Raw genomic sequence first — 16304 nt, forward strand, 5'->3', positions numbered from 1 at the left:
GGCGCCCACGGCCGCGCCGCCCGCCGCGCCCGCCAGCGCGCCAATGGCCGCACCTTCGCCACCACCGGCCAGTCCCCCGATCGCGGCCCCGCCGCCTGCCCCGATCAGCCCGCCACCCAGCGCGCGCTGCCCGGGGTCATAGGGGTTGGTGCAGGCGCCCATGGTCGCGCACGTCAGTGCCGCGACGAGAAAGCCGGTCCGCCGACGCAGGAAATCGTGAAGGATCATTCGTGTTAATCTCTTGTGCAGGGGCGGCGGAACTGCCGCGCCGACCATGGTCATATTGTAGCTTGCGCCCCGCAGGAAAGGACATCGCGCAGGATAAAATTCGGGCATTTTGTAACAAAGCGCCTTGGCGGCCATAAATTAACGAATTAAAACCATGTCTCCTCTTGCTCCCATCCGTCTGCATCGGTAAGCCCTCGACCTGATCCAGGATTTCTCGGCAGGGGAACAGGCGTCTGGCCGCGTTATCCGGTCGGGGCTTCGGAATGGGTCATGGCTGCTTTGTTGTCGGGAGTTTTGGATGTTTGCTCGTGTGCTGGGTCTGCTGTCCGCTGATATGGCGATCGACCTCGGCACGGCCAATACACTGGTCTATGTCAAGGGGCGCGGCGTCGTCCTGAATGAACCTTCGGTCGTTGCCCTGGCCGAGGTGCGGGGCAAGAAACAGGTTCTGGCCGTTGGGGAGGAAGCCAAGCTGATGGTTGGCCGTACCCCTGGCAATATTACGGCCATCCGCCCGTTGCGTGATGGCGTCATCGCCGATTTTGAAGTTGCGGAAGAAATGATCAAGCATTTCATCCGCAAGGTGCATAACCGGCGCATGTTTGCCAGCCCGCTGATCATCGTGTGCGTCCCGTCCGGCTCGACCGCGGTCGAACGCCGCGCGATCCAGGAAAGCGCCGAAAGCGCGGGCGCGCGCAAGGTCTTCCTGATCGAGGAACCGATGGCGGCGGCGATCGGGGCGGGCCTGCCCGTGACCGAACCGTCGGGCAGCATGATCGTCGATATCGGCGGTGGCACAACAGAGGTTGCGGTCATCTCCCTTGGCGGGATTGTCTATGCCCGTTCCGTGCGCGTGGGCGGCGACAAGATGGACGAGGCGATCATCTCCTACATCCGGCGCAACCATAACCTGCTGATCGGCGAAAGCTCGGCCGAACAGATCAAGATCGGGCTGGGATCGGCCATCGCCCCCGATGATCCGGACGACATGGGCCCCTGGCGGGAGGTCAAGGGACGCGACCTCATCAACGGCGTCCCGCGCGAGGTGGTGGTGTCGCAGGCACAGATCGCCGAAAGCCTTGCCGAACCCGTCAGCCAGATCCTCGACGCGGTGACGACGGCGCTGGAGAATACACCCCCCGAACTGGCCGCGGATATCGTGGACAAGGGGATTGTCCTGACGGGTGGCGGCGCGCTGCTGTATCGTCTGGACGAGGTGCTGCGCCGGGCGACGGGCCTGCCGGTCACGGTGGCGGAGGACGCGCTGTCCTGCGTTGCGATGGGCACCGGGCGCGCGCTGGAGGAAATGAAGCGGTTGCGCAATGTGCTGACAAGCATGTACTGACGACAGGCAACCGCATGACCACCCGCCGCGGGGGATGGTCGATGCAACACGATGAGGGGGATGCAGGACGATGGGGGGCCGGCGCTCAGGCACGTTCGATAGCTCCGCGCGTGGCGTGGACAGATGGACGGCGCGCCCATGGTGATGCCGGTTTCCATCCAGTCCCGCCAGGCGATGGGCAAGCTGGTGCTGCCTTTCCTGATCCTTGTCGCCTGTGGTGTCATCCTGCTGGGCAAGGCGGATCGTCCCCTCGTTGAGCATATGCGCATGCAGGTGGCCGACCTGCTGGCCCCGGCCTATGGCCTTGTGGCATGGCCACAGGCGCGGTTGCGTGAACTTTCGGGGAATCTTCAGGACATCCGGAATCTGGAGGCGGAAAACATCCGCCTGCGCACCGAAAATGCCAACCTCCAGCACTGGTATGACGTGGCGGCGGCGCTGGCGGACGAGAATGCGACGCTCAAGGCCAACCTGCACTGGATCCCGGACGAGGCCCCGTCCTATGTGACCGGGCGCGTGGTGCGCGATACCAGCGGCCTGTATGCCCGCGCGGTGCTGCTGGCGATCAATCCCGACACCAATGTGCGCAAGGACGGGATCGCGCTGGATGGCGCGGGACTGGCCGGGCGCGTGACGGAGGTGGGCAAGCGTTCGGCGCGCGTGCTGCTGATTACCGATTCCTCCAGCCGGCTGCCGGTCACGCTGGAATCCAGCCACGCGGCCGCCATCATGGCGGGTGACAATTCATCGACGCCAAAGATCATCTATTACCCGCAGGACAACCTGCCGGTGGAGGGGGAACGCGTCGTGACCAACGGCGAAATCGAATCCCTGCCTGCCGGCCTGCCGGTGGGGCATGTCCATTACCTGCGGCCCGGAACGCCGGTGGTGATTCCCGCCGCCGCGCTGGAACACCTCGATATCCTGCGGATTTTCAATTATTCCGACGCCGTCGTCCCGCCGGACGCGCCGGGACGGATTCCGCTGCCCACGGTCGGGCGCACCATGACCCTTCCTCCTCAGTTCCAGCCAAAGCGGGGATGAAAGAGTGCATGGATGAAACCGCTTTCGCCACCGTCCCTGAAGCCCGAAATCCAGCCCCGTTCCGGACTGGCCCACGGCACCGACCTGTTCGTGCGTCACTGCCTGCCGTGCCTGTTCGTCCTGCTGGTGACACTGGTGCTGTCCGCGCCGCTCAACATACCGGGGCAGGCGGAACTCATGCCTGCCATCGTGCAGGTATCGGTATTCCTGTGGTCGGTGTTCCGGCCCGCGCTGATGCCCTCTGTCGCGGTGTTCGGGCTGGGGATGTGCGTGGACCTGCTGAGTTTCGATCCACCCGGCGTCATGCTGCTTGTCCTGCTGGTGGTGCATGGCGTGGGACTGTCGGGGCGTTACGTGCTCGCGCGGCTCAACGTCTTCGTGCTGTGGCTGGTGTTCGGCGTGGTCATGGTCATGGCGACGGCGATGCAGTGGGTGCTGTGTTCGGCGCTGGCGCTGCATCTGGTGGAAACGGTACCGTTCATGTTCGAATGCGTCTTGGCATTTGGCAGCTTTCCGGTGCTTTATGTCATATTCGTCTGGACTTACCGCTTTATCGTCAACGACGCGAATCGCGCCTGAACAACAGGGCTGATGGGCCAGCCGTATTCCGATCTGCCCGGATGGGTGAATGAAGTTCCGTAAGAAGAAGACCGCCACGCGTCTGATGACCCGGCCCGAAGAGGGCAAGAACCCCTCCCGCGGGGTGTTCACCCGTCGCGCTCTGCTGCTTATGGCGGCGCAGGGGGCGGTGCTGGGCGCGCTTGCGCAGCGGCTGTATGGCCTGCAGGTCCGCGATGGTGGCCATTATGCGCGGCTGGCGGAAAACAATCGGTTAAGCAAACGCTTTTTTGCACCTCCTCGTGGCCGCATCACCGACCGTTTTGGGATCGCGGTGGCGGCGAACAAGGTGAACTGGCGCGCGCTTCTGCTGGCGGAGGAGACGAACGACCTGCCGGGCACGCTGGAACGTTTTTCCCAGCTTGTCCCGATGGAGCCGCGCGATACGGCGCGCGTCGAACGCGAACTGCGGCACAAGCGGCGTTTCATTCCCATCATGCTGCGTGATTTCCTGTCATGGGACGACATGGCGCGGCTGGAGCTCAACATGCCTTCGCTGCCCGGCGTGCTGATCGATGTGGGCACGACGCGCGTCTATCCCTTCGGCCCGCTTCTGGCGCATGTCGTGGGATACGTGGCCCCGCCATCGGAAAAGGATGTCGTCAGGAACGCGGAACTTGCCCTGCCGGGGATGCGCGTCGGACGTTCCGGCATCGAGCAGACGCAGGACGAAGGCCTGCGCGGGCAGGTCGGCTCGGTGGAGATGGAGGTCAACGCGGTTGGCCGAATCATGGCTGAACTTGACCGTGACGAAGGGCATCCGGGCAACGAAATCGCGCTGACCATCGACAGCGGCCTGCAGCAGCAGGTGCTGGGCCGGATGGCGGACCAGTCGGCCAGCGCGGTTGTCATGGACTGCCGCAACGGGGAAGTGCTGGCGATGGTCAGCAACCCCTCCTTCGACCCTTCGCTGTTCGACAGTGGCGTCAGCCAGGCGCAGTGGATCGAATGGACCAACAACAGCCAGACCCCGCTGATCAACAAGGCGGTTTCGGGCCTGTATCCGCCCGGCTCCACCTTCAAGCCGGCGGTCGCAATGGCGGCGCTGCGGGCTGGCACGCTTTCGCCGGGCGATCGCATCAACTGTCCCGGCTATATCGACGTGGGGGGGACGCGCTTTCACTGCTGGTCGCGTTACGGGCATGGGTCGCTGACCCTGCGGCAGGGGCTGAAATTCTCCTGCGACGTGTTTTTCTATGAGGTCGCGCGCCGCACCGGCATGGACCCCATTGCCATGACCTCGCACCAGTTCGGGCTTGGCGCGCCGCTGGATATCGAACTGCCGCATGTGCGTCAGGGGCTGATCCCCACGCCGCAGTGGCGGCGGGCGCATGGCCATCACTGGAATGGGGGTGATACCATCGTCAGCGGCATCGGACAGGGCTTCATGCAGGTCACCCCGCTGCAGCTTGCGACCTATGCCTCGCGCATTGCCACGGGCCGGAACGTGCAGCCCCATCTGGTGCGTGCCGTCAGCGGCAGGATCGGCGACATGGCGGCGCTGGACCATGCCGGGCCGATGGAAAACATGCCCGATCATTTCTTCAGCGCCATCCGCGAGGGGATGTATGCCGTCGTGAACGAGGAAAGCGGCACCGCCCCCAAGGCGCGCCTTGCCATTCCCGGCGTGCAGATGGCGGGCAAGACCGGATCGGCACAGGTGCGCCGCGTGTCGCGCGCGATGCGTGAAAGCGGTCATTTCAATTCGGCCAACCTGCCGTGGGAATATCGCCCGCACGCCCTGTTCATCTGCTTTGCCCCTTATGACGCGCCGCGTTACGCGGCGGCGGTGGTGGTGGAACATGGCAATGCCGGGGCGGAGGTCGCGGCCCCGCTGGCGCGTGACATCATGACCGACACGCTGATGCGCGATCCGGTCAATCACAAGGAATCGCCGGGTCAGGAAGTGGCGCAGGCGGACGTGGACCAGGGATAGCCACCAGACGTTTCCGATATCCGTTGCGGGCTGTCCGTTACCGGCCGTCCCTTACTGGCGCCGGGCGTGGGGATCGCATACGTTTGCGCCATGTTGTCCCTGCCGCCGGAGGACCGAGATGAATTTCCAGAAACGCCTGCTGCGCGCCGAACCCAATTTCCAGATCCTTGCCAAGCTGTGGCAGATCAACTGGATCTATGTCGTGCTGATCTGCCTGCTGGCGGCGGTGGGATATGGGGCGCTGTATTCGGCGGGCGGGGGCACGTCGCGCCCGTTCGCCGAACCGCAGACCATCCGTTTCTGCTTCGGGCTGGTCATGATGCTGGGCGTGGCGATGATGAGCCCGGCCGTGCTGGTGCGTCTTGCATGGCCCCTTTATGGCGTGTCGCTGGTGCTGCTTGTGGCGGTGCTGCGCATGGGGCACGTCGGAAAGGGGGCGGAGCGATGGCTGATGATCGGCGGCCTGCAGGTCCAGCCTTCGGAACTGGCCAAGATCGCGCTGGTCCTTGTTCTGGCAAGCTGGTTTCACAAGGTCAGCTATCGCAACATGGGCAATCCGCTGTACCTGATTCCGCCCGCGCTGATGGTGCTTGTGCCTGTGGGGCTGGTGCTCAAGGAACCGAACCTTGGCACGGCGGTCATCATCGCGACGGTGGGGGCCAGCCTGTTCTTTGCGGCGGGGATGCGGCTGTGGCAGATCGCGCTGCTGATCGCGCCGCTGCCGTTCCTGACCAAAATCGCCTACAGCCATCTGCATGATTATCAGAAGGCGCGGGTCATCACCTTCCTTCATCCCGAAAATGATCCGCTGGGCGCGGGGTACAACATCATCCAGTCCAAGATCGCGCTGGGTTCGGGCGGGATGTGGGGGCAGGGATACCTGCATGGCACGCAGGGGCAGCTCAACTTCCTGCCTGAAAAGCAGACGGATTTCATCTTTACCATGATCGCCGAGGAATGGGGGTATGTCGGCGCGGCCTCGGTCATCGGGCTCCTGCTGGTGATGATCCTTGGCGGCATGCTGATCGCCATGCGCAGCCGCAACCAGTTCGGGCGCCTGCTGGGGCTGGGCATCTCGATGAACTTCTTCCTCTACTGCGCGGTCAACCTGTCGATGGTGATGGGGGCGATCCCGGTGGGCGGGGTGCCGCTGCCGCTGATTTCATATGGCGGGTCGGCCATGCTGATGGTCATGTTCGGGTTCGGCCTGCTGCTGTCGGCATGGGTGCATCGCAACTCCACCTTTGGCGAAACGACGGACAGGGAGCCATGAGCGGCATCCTGCCTCCCTCTGCCGCCACCCGAAGGTCCTATCGCCTCAGCACCTATCACGCCGCCACCCTGCCGGTCGTGCGCGTGGGGCGGCGTCCTGCCGATGCCGGCCTGCCACGGCGGGGCACGGTCGTGATGCTCAGCGCGTGCAATCCGGGTGGGCGGCGGCGCATGGACGGATGGAATGCGCGCATGATGGCGCGTCTGGCCGTCGACCTGCGTCGCGTGCCCCATCATCGCGGCGAAGGGCGGCTGGGCCGGTGGTCCGAACCGCTCTATGCAGCGGAGATGGCACTTGCCCCGGCATTGCGCCTTGCGCGGCGGTATCGGCAGAACGCGGTCGTGGTCGCGCGGCGCGGGCAGGCGGCGCGGCTTGTCTATCTGGCCTGAGGGGCTGTCAGTTTCCGGACGTGCGCGGCAGTCGGCGCATGGATGGCCCGGGCCCTGCCCGGACCCAGCAGGGAGCGTAATTCCCGCGCCCTGATCTGTCTAAAAACTATGGTTTCCAAAGGTCCGCGACCTTTGGTGGGGTTTCAGGGGCAAAGCCCCTGAGAAAGCCGCCGCCCCCGCATTCATGACTGCGGGGGCAGAGGATCAGCCTTCGATCTGGCTGAAATCCGCGATCAGCACGGTCATGCGGCGCAGTTCCGACAGCAGGCGCAGGCGGTTGCGACGCACGGCCGCGTCTTCGGCATTGACCGTGACATCTTCGAAAAACCGGTCCAGCACGGGGCGCAGGCGGGCGACATCGCGCATGGCGTCGGCAAAGCGTTCTTCGCTGATGGCGTTTTCCACGGCCGGGATCGTGTGGGTCAGGGCCTGTGCAAGGGCGCGTTCCTCGTCCTGCGCATACAGGGCGGGGTCGGGGGTGCCTTCATGCGGGCCGTCCTTGCGGTCCTCGATACGCAGGATGTTGGCCGCGCGTCGTGTCGCCGCCAGCAGGTTGCGCCCGTCCTCCGTCGCCAGCATTTCCGCCAGCGCGTCGCTGCGGGCCAGCAGGCGGGTGATGTCGGTATCGGTATTGCCCACCGACACGGCGGCAAGGATGTCGTGACGCGCGCCCTCGTTGCGAAGCTGCACCCGCAGGCGTTCGGCCACGAACTGCGGCAGCAGGTCGAGGTCCGGGGCCAGGCGCAGCTTTTCCGGCAGGCCATGGGCGGCCATGACGAAGATTTCCGCAAGGTCGAGGCGCAGGTGGTTTTCGCGGATGATGCGGATCAGTCCCAACGCCGCGCGCCGCAGGGCATAGGGATCGCCCGAGCCACCCGGCTTTTCCCCCGCCGCGAAGAACGCGACAAGGCTGTCGATCTTGTCCGCCAGCGCCACGGCGATGGAAACGGGCGCGTGCGGCACGCCGTCATGCTGCCCGCGCGGCATGTAATGTTCGCCAATGGCGTCCGCCACCGCGTTGTCTTCGCCGTCATGCCGCGCGTAATAGGCCCCCATCGTGCCCTGCAGTTCGGGGAATTCGCCCACCATGCCGGTCGTCAGGTCGGCCTTGCACAGCAGGGCGGCGCGTTCGGCCTGTTTCACATCCGCGCCGACCATGGGGGCGATCAGCCCGGCAAGGCGCACGATGCGCCGTACCCGTTCCCCCTGGCTGCCGAGGGCTGCGTGAAAGACGATGCGATCAAGCTGCGCCACACGGCTTTCAAGCGTATGGGTGCGGTCCAGGTCCCAGAAATGCCGGGCATCGGCAAAGCGCGCGCGCAACACGCGCTCATTTCCCGCGATGGTCAGCGCGCCGCCGTCGGAGGGTTCCATGTTCGCGACGAAGGCAAAGCGCGGGGCGGCGGACCCATCGGCGTTGCGCAGCGCGAAATAGCGCTGGTTGACGCGCATCGACACCTGCATCACCTCTGGCGGCAGGGTCATGAATTCATCGTCGATCTGGCCAAGGAAGGGGACCGGCCATTCCGTCAGGCCCGCCACCTCGTCAACCAGGCCGGGGTCCGAGACGACGCTCAGCCCTTCTTCGGCGGCAAGGCTTGCGACCCCTTCGGCGATCAGCCGGACGCGCGTTTCGGCGCAGGGTTCGACCTGCCGCGCGCGCAGTCCCGCCAGCCAGTCCTGCGTCCCGGTGACGGCAAACGCGCCGGGCGCGGTGAAACGATGCCCCTCGGTCAGGTTGGACGCCACCAGTCCGTGGCCGTTATCCTCGCCTTCGGCCAGGGTGAAGGGCACGACCTGCCCATCCAGCAGGCAGGCAATCCGGCGCAGCGGGCGTACCCATGTAAAGCTGCTGCCCACGCCCCAGCGCATCGATTTGGGCCACGGGAAACGGCGCAGCAGCGCAGGCACGGTGGCGGCGATATGGGTCGCGGCCTGCACCGCCGGGACGTCGCGGCGCAGGACCCAGAACCCGTTTTCCAGCACCAGCGCGTCGCGTTCGACCCCATGCTTGCGCATGAAGCCCGCCAGCGCCTTTTCCGGCGCGCTTTCGCGCGGGCCGCGTTCATTGACGGTGCTGCCGGGCACGGTCGCGTCGATATCCAGCGAAATGGCGATGCGGCGCGGCCCGGCGAAGGTGCGGGGGTTACGCGGGTTGAGCGGGGACAGCGCCTCCGTCAGGAGGCGCTGCAGGTCCCCGGCCGCGCGCGTCTGCATGCGGGCGGGAATTTCCTCGGAAAAGAGTTCAAGCAGAAGTTCGGGCATGATCCTGTTATTCCTCGCCCGCCAGCCATGCTTCGCAGCATCGTTTCGCAAGCGCGCGCACGCGGCCGATATAGGAGGCGCGTTCGCTGACGCTGATGACGCCCCGCGCATCCAGAAGGTTGAACAGATGACTGGCCTTCAGGCACTGGTCATAGGCGGGCTGCGCCAGGCCGCAATCGGCAAGGGCGGCGGATTCGCGTTCGGCGTCGATGAAATGCCGGTGCAGCATTTCCACATCCGCCTGTTCGAAGTTGTGACGTGAATAATCGCGTTCCGCGCGCAGGAACACGTCGCCATAGGTCAGGCCCTGCCCGTTGAAATCGAGGTCATAGACATTCTCGATCCCCTGCACGTACATCGCCAGGCGTTCCAGCCCGTAGGTCAGTTCGGTGGACGGCATGACGGTGGGGATGCCGCCGACCTGCTGGAAATAGGTGAACTGCGTCACCTCCATCCCGTCGCACCAGACCTCCCAGCCCAGTCCCCATGCCCCGATCGTCGGGTTTTCCCAGTCATCCTCGACAAAGCGGATGTCGTGTTCCATCGGATCGATCCCGATGGCGCGATAGCTGTCGAGCAGGAGTTTCTGGCTGTCTTCGGGCGTGGGCTTCAGCAGGACCTGATACTGGTAATAATGCTGCAGCCGGTTGGGGTTTTCCCCGTAACGCCCGTCCGACGGGCGACGGCAGGGCTGCACGTACGCCGCCTTCCACGGGCGTGGACCCAGCGCGCGCAGCGTGGTGTGCGGCGACAGCGTGCCCGCGCCCACCTCGGTATCATAGGGCTGGAGGATGGCGCAGCCCTGTTCGGACCAGAACTGGTGCAGTTTCAGGATGAGTCCCTGAAACGACAGGGGACGCGTACGGGATGATTGGGGCACGGGGGCCGGGTCCATGAACAGGATGCTCCGTTGAACGGGGACAGGTCTGCGCCATCTGGCGCAATTGCTGCGAACAGCATACCGTCATGTTGTCCCGACCGGAAGGCGGGGCGTGCCGTGTGGCTGTCTGTTGCCTGCATGGCGCGTGGTCTTGCGCATTGCCGCGCCGCGCGCCACATGATGGATGGCTGGTTCAGTATCCGTGTGTGGAGCAGGATGGAATTACGATGAATACTCAGGAACGCGATCTGATCGCACAGTTCTTCGCCCGCGTTGGGGGCGCGACCACGGGCAGCGTGCCGCAGACGACATCCTCGCTGCCGCCGATCGACCCGCAGGCCGACCAGTATATCGGGGAAATGTTCCAGAAATACCCCGAGGCGCGTTATCGCATCACGCAGATGGCCGTGGTGCAGGAAGCCGCCCTGGCGGAGGCGCAGAACCGCATCCGCCAGTTGCAGTGGCAGCTGCAGCAGGCGCAGCAGCAGCTTGCCGCCGCCCAGCAGCAGGCACAGCCCCAGCCACAGCAGGCCGCGCGTCCCGGTGGTTTCTTCAGCGGCATGTTCGGTGGCGGGGCGCAGCAGGCCCGTCCCGCCGCGCCGCCGCCGGGATGGGGGGGCACCGCGCCGTCCTCCGCCCCGCCGCAGCCCGTCTATCCGCCGGGAATGCAGCCGGGCATGTTTCCGCAGCGCGGGTCGGGCTTCCTCGGCTCCGCCCTGACGACGGCGGCGGGCGTTGCCGGTGGCATGATGGTGGGCAACGCGCTGACCGACCTGTTCAGCGGCCATCATGATGCCGGTGGCATGGGCGCGGGCATGGCCCCGCCGATGGGGGGTGGTGGCGAGACCATCATCAACAACAATTATGGCGATTCCGCCTCTGCCGATCCGTTTGGCGGCAGTGGCGTCGCGGCGGATCCGGGTTTTGATGCCGGTGGTGATGCCGGCGGCGGCGATGCTGGCGGCTTTGACGATGGCGGTGGCTTTGACGCGGGCGACGACAACAGCTTCTGACGTTCCTGCGCCCTCAGCGTGTGTGAAAAGGCCATCCTTCGTGATGGCCTTTTTTACGGGATGGCACCTATGACGCAGGGCATGCTGTTTGATACGGGCGAACCGCCGGGGCCGGTGGACCAGCGGCCGCAGTTCCTCGCCCCCGGCGCATGGCTGATGCGCGGCGTGGCGCGGGTACAGGCCCCGGCATTGCTGGATGCCATCAGGGACGTCACCCGGCAGGCTCCGCTGCGGCAGATGACGACGCCGGGCGGGGGCCGCATGTCGGTGGGGATGAGTGGCTGTGGCGCGCGTGCATGGATCAGCGATGCGACGGGATACCGGTACGAGGCGCGCGACCCCCTGACGGGAAAGGACTGGCCATCAATGCCCGGCATCCTGCGCGAACTGGCGCGCGATTGCGCCAGCCGGGCGGGATATGACGGTTTCTGTCCGGATTCGTGTCTGATCAACCGCTATCGCCCCGGGGACCGGATGGGCCTGCATCAGGATCGTGATGAACGACGCGACGTTCCCATCATTTCGGTCTCGCTTGGGGTGTCGGCGGTGTTTCTGTGGGGAACGCCGGTCCGTTCGGACGGCGTGCGCCGCCTTGTCCTGAATAACGGCGACGTCGTGGTATGGGGCGGTCCGTCGCGTCTGGCATGGCACGGCGTCGCGCCCCTGCCGCAGGCGCATCATCCGCTGAGCGGGGAGATACGCTACAACCTGACATTCCGCGTCACCGCGTAAGGAAAGGGCAGGGGCTATCTGAAAAGATGGTCCCTCAATAATAATCCATTGAATTATAAAAGTTTTTGGTGAAGCTTTTTTGCAAAAAGCTTCAAAGGACGTCGCCTTTTTTTAAAAAGGCGACACCCAAAACTTTTCTTTTTTATCAACAGGCTGTTTGAAACCAGTCTTTCGTCCTCACCGCGGCCTCAGGCAGCAAGCGCGGTTGCCGCCTTTGCGCGCGCGGTAATTTCGGGCAGGTCGGGCGTGCCCGATGGCACCAGCCACGATCCCCCCACGCACAGGACCGACGGCAGCGCCAGCCAGTTGGCGGCCGTATCCTGCCGGATGCCGCCCGTGGGGCAGAAACGCACCTGTCCGAACGGGGCCGACAGCGCCTTGAGCGCCGCGATGCCGCCCGAGGCCTCGGCCGGGAAGAATTTGAATCGCGTCAGGCCAAGGTCGAGGCCCCGCATGATGTCGCCCGCATTGGCGATGCCCGGCAGCAGCGGCACATCCGCGTCGCGCGCCGCGTGGGCAAGCGGCGTGGTCAGGCCGGGGCTGACGATGAAGCGCGCACCCGCCCGGACGCTTGCATCAAGGTCGGAACGGTTCAGCACGGTGCCCGCGCCGACGACAGCGCCTTCGACCTTTGCCATTTCGGCAATGACGTCGAGCGCGCGTTCCGTGCGCAGCGTGACCTCCAGCGTGCGCAGGCCGCCTGCGACCAGGGCCTCCGCCACGGGGCGGGCATGCGCGGGGTCATGGATGACAAGCACCGGAATGACCGGCGAAAGGGTCATGATGTCTTCGATAGTGGCCACGATGGGGTTTCCTTGGTTCAGGTCCATGGGAACAACGGGTAAGGGGCATGCCGGATTTTACGACAGCCCTTCGGCTTCGGCCATATGGTCCATCGCGGCAAGAATGGCCGAGGCCCCGCGTTCGGGACTGTCCACCCCGTCACGCATCAGCGCGAACAGTTCCCGCCCGGTGCCAAAGCCGGGCTTTGGTCCGGTGGCCGGGGTGCGCTTTTCCCATTCCGCGTCGTCGATCAGGACGTCGATGCGTCCCGACTGCGCGCAGACGCGCACGACATCCCCATCGCGCAGGCGCGACAGCGGACCGCCCGCATGGGCTTCCGGCCCGATATGGATGGCGGCCGGCACCTTGCCGCTGGCGCCGGACATGCGGCCATCTGTGACCAGCGCGACCTTGTGCCCGCGATCCTGCAGTACGCTCAGCGTCGGGGTCAGGCGATGCAGTTCGGGCATGCCGTTCGCCGCCGGTCCCTGGAAACGCACGACCACGATCACGTCGCGATCCAGTTCCCCCGCCTTGAATGCGTCGATGACGGCCTGCTGGTCCTCGAATATCCGGGCCGGGGCCTCGATCGTCCAGCGTTCGGGGGCGACCGCGCTGGTCTTGTAGATGCCGCGCCCAAGGTTTCCCTGCATCAGGCGCATGCCGCCATCCTTGCGGAAGGGGGCGGCAGGTGCGCGCAGGACCGTGTCGTCACGCGACGGCCCGGCATCTTCCCACACCAGCTGGTCGTCGCGCATGTGCGGCATGTCGCGATACCGGGTAAAGCCGCCTTCGCAGACGGTCAGGATATCCGGATGCAGCAGCCCCGCATCCAGCAGGGAACCGATCAGGCTGGGCATCCCGCCCACCTGGTGGAAGCCGTTCACGTCCGTCGATCCGTTGGGATAGACGCGCGTCAGCTGCGGAACGACGGCGGAAAGACGGTCGAGATCTTCCCAGTCGATGATGATGCCCGCCGCACGCGCCATCGCGGGGATATGGATGGCAAGGTTCGTCGAACCGCCGGTCGCCAGCAGCCCGACGGCGGCGTTGACGATGGCGCGTTCATCGATGCAATGGCCCAGCGGGCGATAGTCATTGCCGTTCGGCCCGATCTGCGCCAGCCGGTGGATGGCCGCGCGCGTCAGTTCCTGCCGCAGTTTCGTATTGGGCGGCACGAAGGAGGAGCCGGGCAGGTGCAGGCCCATGACCTCCATCAGCATCTGGTTGGTGTTGGCCGTGCCGTAGAAGGTGCAGGTGCCCGGCGCGTGATAGGACGCGGCCTCTGAATCCATCAGGCGTTCGCGGTCCACCTTGCCTTCGGCGTAAAGCTGGCGGACGCGCTGCTTCTCGCTGTTGGAAATGCCCGATGGCATTGGGCCCGAAGGGATCAGGATGGCCGGCAGGTGCCCGAACCTGAGCGCCCCCATCAGCAGGCCCGGCACGATCTTGTCACAGATGCCCAGCATTGCGACGCCTTCGTACATCCCGTGGCTGAGTGCTACCGCCGTGGACATCGCGATCACGTCGCGGCTGAACAGCGACAGTTCCATGCCCGGCTGGCCCTGTGTCACGCCATCGCACATTGCGGGCGTCGCGCCCGCGACCTGCGCCGTGGCCCCGACCTCACGCGCGAAAAGCTTGATCTGGTCGGGATAGCGGCCATAGGGCTGATGCGCCGAAAGCATGTCGTTATAGGACGTGACGATCCCGATGTTCATCGCACGCCGCGCGCGGATGGCGGCCTTGTCCTCTCCCGCTGCGGCAAAGGCATGCGCAAGGTTGCCGCAGGCCAGCTGTGGCCGCGATATCCCGGCGTCCTTTTCACGGGCGATCAGGTCAAGGTAATGACCGCGTGAGCGCGCGGAACGTGCGATTATGCGATCCGTTACGGCAGTCAGGACAGGATTGAGGTTCATCAGTTCCCACAGAATGTAATGTGGCCGCGGATTGCCGTTGCAATCACGATGATACATTTTCTGTCGCGTCCGGAGGCAATGCGGGTCAGGACGCTGTATTTCGGCCGGATTGGTGTCGCGTCAGAGGCGACATGTCAGTGTTCGATCATATATGCCATAATATTCGCGCGCACAAGACATAAAATTATAATTAAAGTCTCGTTTCGGTATTTTAATTATAATGGTCTATGATCAGGCGCACGCTGCATGTTTCCCCGCGCCTGGCCTTCCGACATCCTCACCGCCCTGTGCCATGCGGAAACGGGTGGGTTCATGATAATGACATGACAGGGGGATGGGAACGGCGAATGCGCGACATTGACGTGATGGGGTATCATCCGATGATCCTTCGACATGGCACGAAACGCAGGGGGCTGTGGGGCAGGGCTGCCATCGGCTGCATGATGCTGATGGTGGCTGTGCTGCCGGCGGGGCCGTCGCGGGCCGCGACGGAGCAGGCGCCGCGCCTGACCTATCATCACATGTGGACCGATGATCGGGGCGTCAGCCACCTTGCGACCTGTCCGCTGACGCAGTTCGTGCTGAAAAGCATGTCGCCCCCGGCGGGGCCGCAATGGCAGGACCGGCAGCCCGACGGACGCGCGACCGTGCTGATGACGGTGCAGCCACCGCATTGGGATGGGGCGTGGCACGAGGACCCGAAGGTGCAGTGGATCGTGCCGTTGCGCGGACGCTGGTTCGTTCAGGCCATGGATGGCACGCGCGTCGAAATGGGACCGGGCGACGTGCTGCTGGGCGAGGATCAGAATACGCGCCCGCTGTCCACCGGGCCGATGCGTGGGCGCAAGGGGCATCTGGGTGGAAATGTGGGCGATGGTGCGGTGGACCTGATGGTCGTGCAGATGGACATTGCCCCCACCGTGGGGCAACCCTGCCACTTCCGCTGATTTTCAGGAAAAGATGGTGAGCCGGGTGGGATTCGAACCCACGACCATTCGATTAAAAGTCGAATGCTCTACCGACTGAGCTACCGGCTCATTGATTCAGGTACTCTGGCCCGTCACAGGTCACGTTCAGGACAAACCTGATGTGGTGTGAGCCCCAGAACTGCTCAAGCCGGGGTGATAGGCGGCCTGATCCGCGCTGTCAAGGCGGGAGCGAAAATATGTCCCCGAACTAAAGCGCTGATATTAAGGAAAGTTGTCGGCTGGATCGCCTTAATTTCATGGTTGTGCCCATGAAATCCATGCCGAATGCGTGACCGGACATGGGAATGGGGGAGGCGGGCCGTCCCCATTTCTATCCGGCCGCAGGGGACGGGGGCCACGTCGGGCCCCCGTCATGACATCAGGCTTCGGCGTCGGCGGGACGCATCTTGATGATGCGGTCAGGGTCCTGGACCATGCCGCTGTGGCCCGCGCCACGCTTGATCTGGTCGATATGGTCCATGCCCTCGATCACCTGTCCGACGATCGTGTACTGGCCGTCCAGATGGGGGGAGGGTTCGAACATGATGAAGAACTGGCTGTTGGCGCTGTCGGGGTTCATGGTGCGCGCCATGCCGACAGTGCCGCGCTCGAACTTGGCGGCCTTGGTGAATTCCGCCTTCAGGTCCGGCAGCTTGCTGCCCGACGTGCCGGTGCCGGTCGGATCGCCGCCCTGCGCCATGAAGCCGTGGATGACGCGGTGGAACGGCGTGTTGTCATAGAACCCTTCGGCGGCCAGCGTGCGGATGCGTTCCGCCGCCAGCGGGGCAAGATCGGGACGCAGGCGGATGACCACCCGTCCGGTCTTGAGGTCCATGTTGATGAGGTCGGCCTTGCTGGTATCTGACATGGCTGTCCGTTCCCTGTTGCTTGTGATTGGAAATGAAGGGGGT

At 64.9% G+C, this 16304-nt stretch carries 14 protein-coding genes, 1 tRNA gene and 1 pseudogene; 9 read left to right on the forward strand and 7 right to left on the reverse strand.

Annotated features, from left to right (window positions below):
* Window positions 1–228: pseudogene (locus NJLHNGOC_RS07760) on the reverse strand (hypothetical protein); the annotation flags it as partial.
* Window positions 229–526: 298 nt separating this feature from the next.
* Between NJLHNGOC_RS07760 and NJLHNGOC_RS07765 the strand changes: the two are divergent.
* The 6 genes from NJLHNGOC_RS07765 to NJLHNGOC_RS07790 all read left to right on the forward strand — a co-directional run bounded on the left by NJLHNGOC_RS07765 (window position 527) and on the right by NJLHNGOC_RS07790 (window position 6833).
* Window positions 527–1573 (forward strand): rod shape-determining protein, encoded by a 1047-nt coding sequence (locus NJLHNGOC_RS07765; RefSeq protein WP_110529819.1) that lies wholly within the window; start codon window positions 527–529, stop codon window positions 1571–1573.
* A 144-nt stretch (window positions 1574–1717) separates the two neighbouring features.
* Window positions 1718–2617, forward strand: coding sequence for a rod shape-determining protein MreC (gene mreC, locus NJLHNGOC_RS07770; protein WP_110529950.1), 900 nt, complete (start codon window positions 1718–1720; stop codon window positions 2615–2617).
* A gap of 12 nt (window positions 2618–2629) precedes the next feature.
* Window positions 2630–3196: a rod shape-determining protein gene (locus tag NJLHNGOC_RS07775; RefSeq protein ID WP_110559314.1), complete on the forward strand. Its 567-nt coding sequence runs from the start codon at window positions 2630–2632 to the stop codon at window positions 3194–3196.
* Window positions 3197–3245: 49 nt separating this feature from the next.
* Complete coding sequence (mrdA, locus tag NJLHNGOC_RS07780; protein WP_113595885.1) at window positions 3246–5171, forward strand: penicillin-binding protein 2; 1926 nt, start codon at window positions 3246–3248, stop codon at window positions 5169–5171.
* Between the two features lie 118 nt (window positions 5172–5289).
* The gene (gene rodA, locus NJLHNGOC_RS07785; protein WP_113595886.1) at window positions 5290–6444 is read left to right on the forward strand and encodes a rod shape-determining protein RodA; all 1155 of its coding nucleotides are present in this window, start codon (window positions 5290–5292) and stop codon (window positions 6442–6444) included.
* Window positions 6441–6833 (forward strand): DUF3293 domain-containing protein, encoded by a 393-nt coding sequence (locus tag NJLHNGOC_RS07790; protein WP_113595887.1) that lies wholly within the window; start codon window positions 6441–6443, stop codon window positions 6831–6833. The genes rodA and NJLHNGOC_RS07790 overlap by 4 nt, the downstream gene beginning before the upstream one ends.
* A gap of 204 nt (window positions 6834–7037) precedes the next feature.
* Here the strand turns inward: NJLHNGOC_RS07790 and glyS are convergent, their stop codons facing one another.
* Window positions 7038–9098 carry a glycine--tRNA ligase subunit beta gene (glyS, locus tag NJLHNGOC_RS07795; protein WP_113595888.1) on the reverse strand — a complete coding sequence of 687 codons (2061 nt, stop codon included), beginning with the start codon at window positions 9096–9098 and terminating at the stop codon, window positions 7038–7040.
* A 7-nt stretch (window positions 9099–9105) separates the two neighbouring features.
* The gene (locus tag NJLHNGOC_RS07800; protein ID WP_113595889.1) at window positions 9106–9993 is read right to left on the reverse strand and encodes a glycine--tRNA ligase subunit alpha; all 888 of its coding nucleotides are present in this window, start codon (window positions 9991–9993) and stop codon (window positions 9106–9108) included.
* Window positions 9994–10205: 212 nt separating this feature from the next.
* Between NJLHNGOC_RS07800 and NJLHNGOC_RS07805 the strand changes: the two genes are divergently transcribed.
* Window positions 10206–10991 (forward strand): DUF2076 domain-containing protein, encoded by a 786-nt coding sequence (locus NJLHNGOC_RS07805; RefSeq protein ID WP_113595890.1) that lies wholly within the window; start codon window positions 10206–10208, stop codon window positions 10989–10991.
* A gap of 69 nt (window positions 10992–11060) precedes the next feature.
* Window positions 11061–11723, forward strand: coding sequence for a DNA oxidative demethylase AlkB (gene alkB, locus NJLHNGOC_RS07810; RefSeq protein ID WP_113595891.1), 663 nt, complete (start codon window positions 11061–11063; stop codon window positions 11721–11723).
* A gap of 188 nt (window positions 11724–11911) precedes the next feature.
* On the opposite strand, the gene eda is transcribed toward alkB, so the two are convergent.
* Complete coding sequence (eda, locus tag NJLHNGOC_RS07815) at window positions 11912–12526, reverse strand: bifunctional 4-hydroxy-2-oxoglutarate aldolase/2-dehydro-3-deoxy-phosphogluconate aldolase (RefSeq protein WP_113595968.1); 615 nt, start codon at window positions 12524–12526, stop codon at window positions 11912–11914.
* A gap of 57 nt (window positions 12527–12583) precedes the next feature.
* The gene (gene edd / locus NJLHNGOC_RS07820; protein WP_113595969.1) at window positions 12584–14425 is read right to left on the reverse strand and encodes a phosphogluconate dehydratase; all 1842 of its coding nucleotides are present in this window, start codon (window positions 14423–14425) and stop codon (window positions 12584–12586) included.
* Between the two features lie 440 nt (window positions 14426–14865).
* On the opposite strand from edd, the gene NJLHNGOC_RS07825 reads away from it, so the two are divergent.
* Window positions 14866–15372 carry a cupin domain-containing protein gene (locus tag NJLHNGOC_RS07825; protein ID WP_239021417.1) on the forward strand — a complete coding sequence of 169 codons (507 nt, stop codon included), beginning with the start codon at window positions 14866–14868 and terminating at the stop codon, window positions 15370–15372.
* Between the two features lie 14 nt (window positions 15373–15386).
* On the opposite strand, the gene NJLHNGOC_RS07830 is transcribed toward NJLHNGOC_RS07825, so the two are convergent.
* Both NJLHNGOC_RS07830 and NJLHNGOC_RS07835 read right to left on the reverse strand, forming a co-directional pair.
* Window positions 15387–15462: transfer RNA gene (locus NJLHNGOC_RS07830), tRNA-Lys, on the reverse strand.
* 310 nt (window positions 15463–15772) lie between these two features.
* Complete coding sequence (locus NJLHNGOC_RS07835) at window positions 15773–16261, reverse strand: peptidylprolyl isomerase (protein WP_110529854.1); 489 nt, start codon at window positions 16259–16261, stop codon at window positions 15773–15775.
* Between the last annotated feature and the right edge of the window lie 43 nt (window positions 16262–16304).

Source organism: Novacetimonas cocois (assembly GCF_003311635.1).
GTDB lineage: Bacteria > Pseudomonadota > Alphaproteobacteria > Acetobacterales > Acetobacteraceae > Novacetimonas > Novacetimonas cocois.